General features: G+C 58.3%; 12 protein-coding genes. 5 read left to right on the plus strand and 7 right to left on the minus strand.

The genetic code is table 11. The features are described from left to right. Positions 1-93 precede the first annotated feature (93 nt). Positions 94-621 (plus strand): peptidoglycan-binding domain-containing protein, encoded by a 528-nt coding sequence (locus AC07ED_RS10335; protein WP_105235713.1) that lies wholly within the window; start codon positions 94-96, stop codon positions 619-621. Positions 622-664: 43 nt separating this feature from the next. On the opposite strand, the gene AC07ED_RS10340 is transcribed toward AC07ED_RS10335, so the two are convergent. From AC07ED_RS10340 to rpiA, 6 genes are all read right to left on the minus strand, one after another. Continuing rightward, positions 665-2128, minus strand: a complete 1464-nt coding sequence (locus tag AC07ED_RS10340) for a Do family serine endopeptidase (RefSeq protein ID WP_105235714.1) — start codon at positions 2126-2128, stop codon at positions 665-667. A gap of 114 nt (positions 2129-2242) precedes the next feature. Beyond that, the gene (locus AC07ED_RS10345) at positions 2243-2440 is read right to left on the minus strand and encodes a DUF2065 domain-containing protein (protein ID WP_211096403.1); all 198 of its coding nucleotides are present in this window, start codon (positions 2438-2440) and stop codon (positions 2243-2245) included. After that, a complete protein-coding gene (gene hflC / locus AC07ED_RS10350) occupies positions 2440-3309 on the minus strand; it encodes a protease modulator HflC (RefSeq protein ID WP_105235715.1) in 870 nt (289 codons plus the stop codon). Before hflC ends, AC07ED_RS10345 begins: the two co-directional genes overlap by 1 nt. Continuing rightward, positions 3309-4454 (minus strand): FtsH protease activity modulator HflK, encoded by a 1146-nt coding sequence (hflK, locus tag AC07ED_RS10355; RefSeq protein ID WP_105235716.1) that lies wholly within the window; start codon positions 4452-4454, stop codon positions 3309-3311. The genes hflC and hflK overlap by 1 nt, the downstream gene beginning before the upstream one ends. 75 nt (positions 4455-4529) lie before the next feature. Beyond that, on the minus strand, positions 4530-5885 hold the full coding sequence (gene gor, locus AC07ED_RS10360; protein WP_105235717.1) for a glutathione-disulfide reductase: 1356 nt from the start codon (positions 5883-5885) through the stop codon (positions 4530-4532). A gap of 86 nt (positions 5886-5971) precedes the next feature. Further along, complete coding sequence (rpiA, locus tag AC07ED_RS10365) at positions 5972-6760, minus strand: ribose-5-phosphate isomerase RpiA (RefSeq protein WP_105235718.1); 789 nt, start codon at positions 6758-6760, stop codon at positions 5972-5974. Between the two features lie 154 nt (positions 6761-6914). On the opposite strand from rpiA, the gene AC07ED_RS10370 reads away from it, so the two are divergent. Genes AC07ED_RS10370 through AC07ED_RS10380 form a run of 3 tightly spaced genes read left to right on the plus strand, consistent with a single transcriptional unit; the run spans position 6915 to position 9919 of the window. Next, a complete protein-coding gene (locus AC07ED_RS10370; RefSeq protein ID WP_105235719.1) occupies positions 6915-7589 on the plus strand; it encodes a glutathione S-transferase family protein in 675 nt (224 codons plus the stop codon). Next, positions 7589-8962: an L-serine ammonia-lyase gene (locus AC07ED_RS10375; RefSeq protein ID WP_105235720.1), complete on the plus strand. Its 1374-nt coding sequence runs from the start codon at positions 7589-7591 to the stop codon at positions 8960-8962. The genes AC07ED_RS10370 and AC07ED_RS10375 overlap by 1 nt, the downstream gene beginning before the upstream one ends. A gap of 36 nt (positions 8963-8998) precedes the next feature. Next, complete coding sequence (locus AC07ED_RS10380; RefSeq protein WP_245918066.1) at positions 8999-9919, plus strand: DMT family transporter; 921 nt, start codon at positions 8999-9001, stop codon at positions 9917-9919. Here the strand turns inward: AC07ED_RS10380 and AC07ED_RS10385 are convergent. Then, positions 9916-10563 carry a thiamine diphosphokinase gene (locus tag AC07ED_RS10385; RefSeq protein ID WP_105235721.1) on the minus strand — a complete coding sequence of 216 codons (648 nt, stop codon included), beginning with the start codon at positions 10561-10563 and terminating at the stop codon, positions 9916-9918. The genes AC07ED_RS10380 and AC07ED_RS10385 overlap by 4 nt on opposite strands. Before the next feature lie 239 nt (positions 10564-10802). Here AC07ED_RS10385 and AC07ED_RS10390 point away from each other — a divergent pair, with 239 nt between their 5' ends. Beyond that, on the plus strand, positions 10803-12686 hold the full coding sequence (locus AC07ED_RS10390) for a hypothetical protein (RefSeq protein WP_158664545.1): 1884 nt from the start codon (positions 10803-10805) through the stop codon (positions 12684-12686). Positions 12687-12731 lie beyond the last annotated feature (45 nt).

Here is a 12731-nt window from a genome sequence, read left to right on the forward strand (position 1 = left end):
TGTCGCAGTTTAACCGACACGGATCATAAAATTTGCGCCATTGGTCGAAAAATGCCATAGAGTTTTTATAAAAGAGAGGCAGAGCAGCCCCAGATGAAACGTGTCACCCACTCCGCAGCCCTATTTGGGCTGGCGCTGTCCGCTTGTTCGGATGGTGGGGTGCCGCCGTATTCCAACCCGCCTGCCTTTACCGAAGCTGGGATCGAAACCGATTATTACGGCAAATGTTTTGGCCGCGATGTGACGCCAGCGCAGACCCATACGGTCACGGATCAAGAACTGGTTAAGGAAGAAGTCCTCGCGCCTGATGGCAGCGTTTTGGAACCCGCCGTTTACCAGACTGTCACCAATCAACAGATCATCCGCGAACGCCGCGAAGTGCTGTTCGAGGTTGTCTGCCCCTCTGAGATGAACAGCGGTTTCATCGCATCGGTTCAGCGGGCGCTGGCAGCGCGCGGGTTTTATCAGGCCCCTATCACGGGTGTGATGGATGACACGACGACCGCGGCGGTGCGGCTCTATCAGCGGCAACAGACAGGCGTGGACAGTCCGTTGTTGTCTGTTGATGCGGCCAAGGTTCTAGGGCTGGTCGCGCTCACGCCAACCGATCTAGGCATGTAAAAAGGCGCCCGAAGGCGCCTTTTTTGTCAGGTTAATCACCCGATTATTCCACGATGCGCAGCGCCATAAAGCGGGTCATGCCGTCACGGTTCACGAGGATCAGCAGGGATTTGCGACCAGCGTCACGCGCTTCGCTCACGCGGTCTTCGAAATCGGCAACCGATGTTACGGGTTGCTGACCAGCTTCAGAGATCAGATCGCCAGCCTGTAGACCGTTCGACGCCGCATCAGAGGTCGGATCGACGGCAGTGATCACCAGACCCGAAGCATTCGGAGCAAGGCCAAACTGGCTGATCGTCTCTTTGTTGACCTCGGACAGCGTCAGGCCGAGCATTTCAGTCTGTGTCGGCGCCGCGTCTTCCATTGGGGCCTCAGAGCCAGGCATGGAGGCTTCGGCGGTTTCGCGACGACCCAGAGTGACCGTCAATTCAACCGTTTCACCGTTGCGAAGGACGTTCACGAGGACCTCTTGACCCACGGGGGCATCCGCCACGATGCGAACGAGTTCGCGGGTGTCGGTGATTTCTTTGCCGTCAAAGGTCAGGATCACGTCGCCAGCTTCGATCCCTGCGTCCATCGCAGGACCCGGAGGGACGGAGCTGACCAAAGCGCCAGCCGCGTGATCAAGGCCAGCGATACCTTCGACCATATCGGGGGTGACGTCTTGGATACGGACGCCGAGCCAGCCACGACGGGTTTCACCGAACTCTTTCAACTGGGCCACGACGTTTTTCACAACGTTCGATGCCATCGAGAACCCGATACCGATCGAGCCACCGTTGGGCGACAGGATCGCGGTGTTCACACCGACGACATCGCCATCCATGTTAAAGAGCGGACCACCAGAGTTACCACGGTTAATCGCGGCGTCGGTTTGGATGTAGTCGTCATAGGTGCCCGACAGTTCGCGGTTCCGCGCTGATACAATACCAGCCGAGACAGAGAACCCCTGCCCGAGCGGGTTACCCATCGCCATGACCCAGTCGCCAACGCGAGCCGTGTCGCTGTCGCCGAAGTTCACGAACGGCAGGTCGGTCGCGTCCACTTTCAAAAGCGCGATATCGGTGTTCGGGTCGGTACCGACCAAGGTCGCAGCGAGCGGTTCGGTCCCACCGGGGAAGAATTCGATCAGGATCTCATCCGCACCTTCGATAACGTGGTTATTGGTCACGATGTAACCATCCGACGAGATCACAAAGCCAGAGCCCAGAGCCGACGAACGGCGCGGGCCTCGGTTCTGGAAGTCTTTAAAGAAGTCCTCAAACGGGGACCCTTCAGGCACAACGCCGCGCGGGCCACCATTGGTGGACACAACAGTCGTCGTCGTGATGTTCACAACGGCGGGGCTAAATTTCTCGGCCAAATCGGCGAAACTGTCGGGGCGCGATTGCGCGAAACCTGCAACGGTTTGGGCCAAGAGGAATACAAAAGACAGCAAGATTGCCACGGCATAGGACAGACGGGTCTGTTCTGTGTGGCGGGAAACAGTGAGTGCTTGAGACGTCACGGTGCCTCTCCTTTTTGCGGTTGCGGGGCGTCACACCCCGATGGCAATCCAAACTCTATGCATGGCGCGAGGTAACTCAAGACATGCTACAGCCACCTCAACCACCTGTGAATTTCAGTGTAGGCCGCGTGCGCAAAAATGCACAAGTAGAACACCGATAAAAACCGCGATCAGGCCGACAATGCGCCGCTGTTGGTGGGTCAGTTCGGCCAATGCGGCGAGCATTTTCTCAACGAAAGAAGGGGCCAGCGCGTAGGCCAGCCCCTCGATCACGAACACCAGCCCGAGGGCGATGCCAATCATCCAGATCATCAGTTGCCTTCCGAGGACTTCATATACTTGAAGAACTCGCTGTTCGGCGACAGCACCATCGATGTGTTGCCGTTTTCGAGCGCGGTCGCATAGGCGTTCATCGACCGATAGAATTCAAAGAACTCTGGGTCAGCGCCGTAAGCTTCTGCAAAGACGCGGTTGCGCGTTGCGTCGGCTTCACCGCGGATGATCTCGCCCTGACGTTCTGCGTCAGACACAAGCTCGGTCACGGTGCGGTCAGCTTGCGCACGGATCCGCTGTGCAGCTTCGTTACCACGAGCGATTTCGTCAGCCGCTTCGCGTTCACGCTCTGCCGTCATACGATCATAGGTCGCAGCAAGGTTTTCTGGCGGCAGGTCAGTGCGTTTCAAACGCACGTCGATGATTTGCAGGCCCAGCGCCTGTGCCTCGTCGATTGCACCGTTGCGGATGCGCTGCATCAGCGCGGCACGGTCAGTCGACAGAATGTCGTTCGAGGTCACGCTACCCAGAACCTGACGGGTTTCAGCCCGCAGGATGGAGTCCAGACGCGACGCCGCAGCCCGCTCAGCGCCCACACCCACCGCACGGCGGAATGTTTCCACATCGGTAATGCGGTAACGGGCAAAGGCGTCAACGACGATACGACGACCGTCAGAAGCGGTGACTTCCAACTCTTCCATGTCACGGCTCAGGATGCGGTCGTCATAGGTGACCACTTCTTGGATGAATGGAATTTTAAAGCCGAGACCCGGTTGTTCTTGAACGCGGACAATCTGACCAAACTGAAGCACGAGCGCCTTTTCACGTTCATCAACGATGAACAGCGACGAGAGGGCCACAGCGCCAGCAACGACCACAGCGGGGATGAGAAACGCGGTCTTACGCATTAGTTCGACCCTCCTTCGGTGGTGCTTCGGCGGATTTCATTGAGCGGCAGATAAGGCACAACGCCAGTGCCGTCGCCGTTGTTGTCGTCCAAGAGCATCAGATCAACGCTACCCAGAACCTTTTCCATGGTTTCCAGATACATACGCTGACGGGTCACATCAGGTGCCATCTGGTATTCGGTCAGGATCGAGCTAAAGCGGCTCGCCTCACCTTCGGCGGCGTTGACGACCTGTGCGCGGTAGGCTTCAGCTTCTTCGAGAAGCTGCGCTGCCTGACCACGGGCCTCTGCCACAACGCGGTTCGCGTAGGCATCTGCCAGCGATTGCAGACGGTCACGTTCCTGTTCGGCGTCCTGCACCTTGCGGAAAGACGCGATAACAGGCTGCGGCGGGTCGGCCTTGTCAAAGTTGATACGAACGATGTTCACGCCGCTGTCATAGCTGTCGAGAGTGGACTGAACGAGGTCAGTCAACTGCTGCGCAATCGAAGCACGGTTCACGTTGAGGATCGGTGCCAGTTCCGACTGAGCGATAATTTCGCGCATTGCCGATTCAGACACAGCAGCGATGGTCGCGGCCGGATCAGCAAGGTTGAACAGGAAACGCTGTGGATCGCGGATGTTCCATACGACTTGGAAGTCGATATCGACGATATTTTCGTCGCCCGTCAGCATCAGACCTGCATCATTGCCGACGTTCGAGGTGCCGATTTCAATGGTGCGTTCGGTCGAAACAGCCAGAACTTCGCGCGTGACCAGTGGCCAAGGGGCAAAGTTCAGACCGGGGTTTCCGACTTGATGGAATTCGCCAAGGAACAGTTCGACCGACTGTTCTTCGGGCTTCACGGTGTAGAACGACGCCATGCCCCAAACGACCACAGCCGCAGCAGCGGCAAGGCCGATTGTGCCACGCGTGAACGCCGGACCAGAAGGTGCGCCGCCGCCAGAGCGATTGCCGCCACCATTGCCGCCGCCCATCAGGACACGGAACTGTTCGCGTCCCTTGTTCAACAGCTCGTCGAGTTCGGGAATCTGGTCCCCGCCCGCCGGACGCCGCGGACCGTTGTTTCGGTTGTTATCGTCGTCTCCGCCAGAGCCGCCTTTATTTCCGCCGCCGCCCCATGGGCCACCATTATTCCCAGCCATGAACCTCTTTATATCCCTATGCAATGCCCCGACGTTCGGGGCCTTTAGTCAGATTTGGGGACTCAGCCCCGAATTTCAAGCCGTTCGCGTCGGCGTTTTCATTGTGACCAGCTCTTCGGCCATGGTCGGGTGAACAGCGCAAACACGGTCGAAATCTTCTTTGGTTGCACCCATTTTAACGGCGATACCAACCATCTGGATCATTTCACCCGCTTGCGGCGCGACGATATGCACGCCGAGCACCTTGCGTGTCGCCTGCGAGACGATGAGTTTCATCAACACACGATCTTCGCGCCCAGCAAAGAGGGTCTGCATCGGACGGAAGGACGAGGTGTAAACCTCAATCGGTTCCTGATCGCGAGCTTGTTCTTCGGTCAAGCCAACAGCGCCGTATTCGGGCTGGGTAAAGACCGCAGAGGGGATCAAGTCGTGATCGACAGGTGTTGGGTTGCCTTTGAACACCGTCTCAACAAAGGCCATCGCCTCGCGGATCGCGACGGGGGTCAGTTGAACACGGTCGGTCACATCGCCCACGGCGTAGATCGACGGAACGTTGGTCTGGTTATACTCATCAACGATGATCTCGCCACGGCGACCGACATTCACACCGACGTTTTCGAGGCCAAGGCCTTCGACGTTCGGGGTGCGGCCTGTGGCGAACATGACCTGATCAAAGGTTGCTTCGGTGCCGTTGGTCGCCTTGGTCCGAATTTTTCCGTCGCGACGCTCCATCTCTAGGATGTTGGTGCCGCAATGCAGGTTCACGCCCTTATCACGCATCTGATCCGCGATCAGGCCACGTGCTTCATCGTCAAAGCCGCGCAGGATTTGGGCACCGCGGTAGTATTGCGTGACCTCAACACCGAGGCCATTGAGGATGCCCGCGAATTCACATGCGATATAACCGCCGCCGATGATCAGGATCGATTTTGGCAGGTCTTCGAGAAGGAAGATTTCGTTCGATGTGATACCGAGATCAGCATTCGCCAGATCAGGTTTCACAGGACGACCACCGACGGCAATCAGGATGTGTTTCGCGGTGATGTCTTCGCCCGTCGACAGCGTGACAGTGTGTTCGTCTTTGATCGTTGCGCGCGCGTCATATGCTGTGACCGACGACCCGTCCAAAAGACGACGATAGATGCCTTCGAGACGATCAAGTTCGGCATGCATTTTGGTGCGGAAATCGGTCCAGTCGAAATCGCCCGACGATACGTCCCAGCCATAGGCCTGCGCGTCCTCAATGGCGCTAGGGAACTCGCTCGCAAACACCATCAATTTTTTCGGGACACAGCCACGGATCACGCAGGTGCCGCCCATGCGGTATTCTTCGGCCAAGGCGACCTTTGCGCCAGTGGCTGCTGCAACGCGAGCGGCGCGCACACCGCCCGAGCCGCCACCGATGACAAAGAGGTCATAATCAAAGGACATGGGATGTCTCCGTCTAAATCTATTTGACCCTGATGTGGTGGGCCATTCGGGGGCGGTCAATCTGCCCCCACGCACACAGCAGTCGCTTAATCTGCGATATCGCCAAAGATGTTATCGTCGCCAAGGAAATCGAATTTGTCTTCGGTGATCGTGCCCTCATGAATATCGCGCACTTCAACGCGACCATCGCCGTAGCCGATGACAACCGCATCACAGACATCAAGGAAAAGACCGTTTTCAACGACGCCAGGAATTTGGTTCACAACAAAGCTCAGCTGGCGTGGGTTACCGATCCGTTTGAGATGCAGGTCGAGGATATGGTTCCCTTCGTCGGTCACAAAAGGTGCATCGCCGTTCATCCGCAGCGTCACGTCGCGGCCGAGAACGTCCATGCCGATCAGCGCCTCTTCGACGATGGATTTCGTGGTCTGCCAGCCGAAGGGGATCACCTCAATCGGCAGAGGAAACGCGCCGAGGGTTTCGACCGATTTAGAAGCGTCCGTGATCACGATCATCTGGTCCGAAGCCGTCGCGACGATCTTTTCCTGAAGATGTGCGCCACCGCCGCCTTTGATCAGGTTCAACTGCGGGTCGAATTCGTCCGCACCGTCGATGGTCAGGTCGAGCCATTTCGCCTCATCCAGTGTGATAACGTCGATACCAACCTCGCGGGCGAGGATCGCGGTGCGGGTCGAGGTGGGCACGCCTTTGATCCGCAGGCCCTCTTCGCGGACCATTTCGCCAAGGCATTTCACCAGCCACGCCGCCGTTGATCCCGTGCCCAAACCGACCTTCATGCCGCTTTCTACAAACTGCGCTGCGCGTTTCGCGGCGACGAATTTGGCTTTGTCGATGGGGGACAGATCGATGGGCATATGGCAGCTCCTCATGGATGTTGCCGATCTTATAGGGCCTTCCCCCACAACTGGCGAGGGGCGCGGTCGAAAAACCCGAACCGCTGGGCGTAAAACTCTGCCCCAATGTCGTTATCGGACAGAGCAGTGTGGTTTTGCCAGATACACTCAAAGAATGATGACGCGCTATCGCCTGCACTATGCCCCTGACAATGCCTCGCTCTGCGTTCGGTTGACGCTAGAGGAATTGGGTGTGCCCTATTACACCGTTTTGGTGGAACGGAGCAAGTCAGCCCAGCGCGATCCAGCCTACCTCGCCCTCAATCCCAACGGCCTGATCCCCGTACTAGAAACCCCCGACGGGGCGATGTTTGAAACGGGTGCGATCCTGTTGTGGCTGGCCGATCGGCACGGTGCACTTGCCCCTGATCCGCAAAGCCCTACTCGCGGTGATTTCCTAAAATGGCTATTCTGGGTGGCGAACACATTGCACCCCGCACTACGGATGTTGTTCTACCCCGAGAAATTCAGCCCCGATCACCCGATTGAGTTTCGCGAGGCAACAAAGGTTCGCATCGAAGGGCTTCTCGATATTCTGGCCGATGGTCCTGATTTGACGGCACCGTCGATCCTGCAAACCTACGTGGCGCCGCTGCTGCGGTGGCTGGCGCTCTACCCTATAAATGACACGGCGTGGTTCGATTTATCAAAGTGGCCCGCCTTGTTTGACTTCTGCACAATGATGGACGACCGTCCCGCAACCTTGGCCGCGATGCAGGCCGAAGGTCTGGGATCGAGGCCGTTCTCTCAACCGTCATACCCTAATCCCCCCGAAGGAAGCGCACTCTAATGTTTCTCTCTGTCTTTGACATGTTCAAGGTGGGCGTTGGCCCGTCGTCTTCGCACACAATGGGCCCGATGGTGGCGGGTGCGATGTTCCTCGACCACCTGCGCAAACAGCCGTTTAGCGTGGCGGGACTGCGTGCGTCGCTGCATGGGTCGTTGGCGTTTACGGGTGTGGGTCACGCGACCGACCGCGCTGTGATCCTCGGTCTCGCTGGGTTCCTGCCTGACACCTATGACGCTGAAAAAGCGGATGCAGAGCTGGAACGGATCAAAACCGAAGGCACCGTGACACCCGAAGGCTTGCCCGTCCTGAACTTCAACCCCAAGGACGACGTGATCTTTGACTACGGCCCGAACCTTGAGGGCCACGCCAACGGTCTGATCCTGCGCGGCCTCGACGCCCAAGGCGACGTGATCACCGAAGTGACCTATTATTCGGTTGGTGGCGGCTTTGTCCTCACGGCTGAAGAACTCGCTGCGGGAAAAGACACCGATGACGGCGCGCCTGTGCCTTTCCCTTTCAAGTCCGCCAAAGAGATGCTCGATATGGCAGCGGAAAGCGGGCTGTCGATTGCGGATATGAAACGCAAAAACGAACTTTCGCGCTGTGGTTTGAACGAATTGAACCGTGGTGTGGAACGCATTTGGGACGTGATGAACCAATGCATTGATCGCGGTTTGACCCGTGATGGCATCCTCCCCGGTGGGCTATTTGTGAAACGCCGCGCGAAGGGGATCTACGATAGCCTTATGGCGGAACGTGGTATGAACCTCTCGGCCCCGCACCAGATCAACGACTGGATGGCGACCTACGCGATGGCCGTGAACGAAGAAAACGCGGCTGGCGGTCAGGTCGTCACAGCACCGACCAACGGGGCGGCAGGCGTGATCCCGGCGGTGATCCGTTACTGGCTCGACCATGTTCCAGGTGCGACTACTGCCAAAGTGCCCGAGTTCCTACTCACCGCCGCCGCGATTGGTGGGTTGATCAAATACAACGCGTCCATCTCTGGCGCGGAATGTGGCTGTCAGGCCGAGGTTGGCAGCGCGTCGGCAATGGCTGCGGCGGGCCTCGCTGCGGTGATGGGCGGGACGCCTGAACAGATCGAGAATGCGGCTGAGATTGCTCTCGAACACCACCTCGGTATGACCTGCGATCCTGTGCGCGGCTTGGTTCAGGTACCATGTATCGAACGCAACGGCCTTGGCGCGATCAAGGCTGTGTCGGCGGCGTCCCTGTCGCTGCGTGGCGATGGCACCCACCTCGTTCCGCTGGATGCCGCGATTGAGACGATGCGTCAGACTGGCGTCGACATGAACGCGAAATACAAAGAAACCTCTCTCGGCGGGCTTGCCGTGAACGTGCCAAACTGCTGAAGCTGGCGCAGATATCCTCACTCTGTCGGAGAGATCATGAACGACCGCATCCTGCCCGGTATTCTGCTGATGCTCGGCTTTTGTGTGACGGCGCCCATTTTGGACGTTTTCGCAAAGCTGGCGACGGATACGACCCCCGTGATGCAAATCGCCTCTGCGCGGTTCATCGTGCAGGCGGCGATCATGTTGCCCGTTCTGGTTCTCTTGCGCCACGCCATCCCGCGTGATCCATCGCTGCGCTGGCCATTGGTGCGGCGTGCGCTGTTCCTTGGCATTTCGACCTATTGCTTTGTTGCGGCGACGAATGAAATGCCCATCGCTGACGCGCTCGCTATCGCGTTTGTGGAGCCATTCATTCTGCTGATCCTTGGCAAGTTCCTCTTTGGCGATGAGGTCGGGATGCGCCGTATCATCGCCTCGGTTGTCGGGTTCGGTGGATCGCTTTTGGTCATTCAACCGAGCCTCATGACCTTTGGCCTTGTCGCACTCTACCCTCTCGGCACGGCGCTGTGTTTCGCGCTCTATATGCTGGAGACTCGATCCCTGAGCCGAAAGATGCACCCGATCCCGATGCAGTTCGCGACCTCGGTTCTGACGGCACTGTTCTGTAGCCTCTTTGTTGGGGTCGCTTGGATCGGTCAGTGGGATGCCCACGCCCCCGTGATGCCCGAAGGGATCACTTGGCTTTGGCTCTTTGGCGTTGGTGCCGCGTCAGCGCTGGCGCATATCATGATGACCTACGCCCTTCGGTTCGCACCCTCTGCGACCCTCGCGCCGCTGCATTACCTAGAGATCATCAGCGCTGCGATCTTGGGCCTTTTGGTGTTCCAAGACTTCCCGAACACGCTAACGTGGGCGGGCATCGCGATCATCGTGTCGTCAGGGCTCTACATCATTCACCGCGAACGGTTGACCGAAAAGGGCAAGGTCCGTTTGAAAGTTCCTGCCGAACTCTAACCCAGCGCGGACCAAAGCGCGGGCAAATTGGCCGCGGAAGTCGAGAGAAGAACGGGACCAGAGGCACGGACCGTGATCGGGCCAGCGACCTCGTTCGAGGAACTTATCATACCATCAGGCGCGAGGGCATGACCGTCTAGGTTCCACCGAAACCCCGTTGTCCATGCTTGTGACACCCCCAAAGGCATCAGGGCAATTCGGTCCCCAACAGGTAATGTGAGGGACAGCCCAACGTTGGGAACGACAACGGCGCAATCCCCAGCACCGAAAAGAACCACGCGTCGGTCCGCATAACGGGCCACAACATTGAGAACGGCGAGCTGGTGGTCGATACGTCCACCCATGAACCCCAAGGCCAGAATGCGCGGCGCATCAATTCGCATCAGGCATTTTTCGAAATCGGTGGTCGCTTGTTCGCTGACATGTTCGATCACATCGGCCAAGCTAAGGCGCAAATCGTCGGCAAGGCTGTCTAGATCACCAATGACCCTCTCAGGACGGAAGCCAGCGGCCGTAACCTGCGCCGCACCACCATCAGCTGCAACAATCCTTGGCGCTAACCGCATAGCGGTGCTAATCTCATCGTTGCCAGTTTGCGCACCGCCGATCAGCGTGACTGGTTCGTTATAAGCAACAGTTCCCATTACCGACCCACTGATTGTCCACAAATTCGCAACTTGCCTCAAAAGGGTCACGAAATAATACCGTCCATAACCTGATTTCGTTCCGTTTTACGAACCAATTGGACGTCAGAGAGTGAATTACTGGACTAGGGGAAAGAAAGCGAGCGCATGTAGTTATGGTTGGATCGAGCAAGATTTTAACCGTCTCCTACGGAACCTTCGCGTGCACACTTGAGGGATTCGATGATTCCTTCGACACGATGAAGGCCATTGCGGAATATTTCCGCGATCTGGCGGCGGACGATAGATATTTTGGGGCTGAACCCCCAACACCGGATGCAGAAATGCTGGCGCGCATTGCCGAAAACGAAATTGCGCGCCGGGTCGAAGCCCGTATGGAATCATCTGGAATCGTGTTGCGTGCGGCTGCTTTGGCGGCCTCGGAAAATCGCGCTGCCGAACCCGTAAAAGAGGAACCGCAGGCCGTTGCGCCGAGCGTGGCACCTGTTATGCCGCCGCCCGTCGAGACACCTGAGGTCGTGGAAGAAGTTGCGCCGCAACCCGCCCCAGCGCCCGCAATGTCCGAAAGCGTTGCCGCGAAACTTCAGCGTATCCGCGCTGTCGTTGGCAAATCGTCGACTGGCGAATCCGATTACATCGAAGACATTCACGCCTCCGAACCCGAAGAGGACTTTGACCTTGGCTCTGTTATTGATGCCACGGAAGAAGCGCCAGCTCAGGTGGCGCCGATGGATGTGTCGATTGCAGAGACCGAAGTGACCTTTGATGAACCAGAGGACACGATTGGTGAGGACGCCCCTGCGGCTGAACCCGTTGCGCAACAGTCTGCTCCTGTTGCCGATGTGGCATCGCCGCAGGAGGCCGCCCCGCTCCGCCGCACTCGCGTGATCCGTTTGAAACGTTCGGAATTTGACCGCGCGCTGAATAACGGCACCATCGAAGCGGTGGCTGACAAAGCTGATGAGGACGTTGTTGCTGCTGCGCTTGCTGCGACACCGACCGAAAAGCCTGTCGAAGAGGTCCAAGACTGGGCCGATGACACCACAGCAAACGACTACGACGAAACCTACGACGATGCGGATATTGTCGAGGCCAGCATTATGGCCAAACTCGCCGCGGCCGAGGTTGAAGCGAACGAAGCCGAAGCAAACCAATTCGACCTCGCCTCTTTGGATGGTGCGGACGACATTGATTTCGACGCGGATAGCTCGCTCTCTGACGAAGAAGAAGCCGACCTCCTGCGTGAATTGTCCGCGCTGGATGACGACGAAGACGACTTTGACGCCGACGAAATCGAATCGCAGAACGCTTTCGTGATGGAAGACGACTACGAGGATGAGGACGAAGAGCCAGTTGCAGATGCGCGTGCCGACCAACGTGCGCGCGCCCTGCTGGACCGCGAACCCGAGGCTGACGCCCGTGACATGTCCCGTATCTTGGACCGCACGGACGAACAGCTTCGCGCGCCGGAAACCGATCTGCGTCGCCGCACGCTGAGCCACCTGAAGGCCGCAGTTGCTGCGACCGAAGCGGCCCGCCGCATGGGTGAGCCGGTCAAATCGAAAGAAGACGAAGAGACCGATTTCCGTAGCGACCTGAGCGCGGTAGTTCGCCCGACACGTCCGACCGCTGGTGGCGTCCTGCCACGTCGCGCCGAACGTGGCGACGATCAGCCCCGCACAGAGCGTCCGCGTCCTGCGCCGCTCAAACTGGTTGCCGCCCAGCGCGTCGATCTGGCCCCCGAAGAGGCCGCCCCCGCTCGTCCCGTCGCACCCGTGCGTCCGCGCCGTGTCGCAACAGAACCGGTTTCAACGATTGATGCCCGCGATGCAGAGAGCTTTGCCGACTATGTCGAAGAAATGGGTGCGCATAGCCTGCCCGACCTTCTCGAAGCGGCAGCGGCTTATACCTCTTTCGTCGAAGGTCACGAGGAATTCTCGCGTCCGCATGTGATGAAAAAGGTCCGTGAGGTTCTGCAAGACGACGACTTTAACCGCGAAGACGGTCTGCGCGTATTCGGCACGCTCCTGCGTGAGGGTCGTATCAGCAAGGTCCGCAACGGTCGGTTCCAAGTCGCCGAAGGCACACGGTTCCGCCCCGAGCCCCGCGCCGCTCGCGGATAAGGGCACAACAGAATGAAAAAGGGGTCGGTTTTCCGGCCCCTTTTT

It is taken from the genome of Aestuarium zhoushanense, assembly GCF_056431045.1.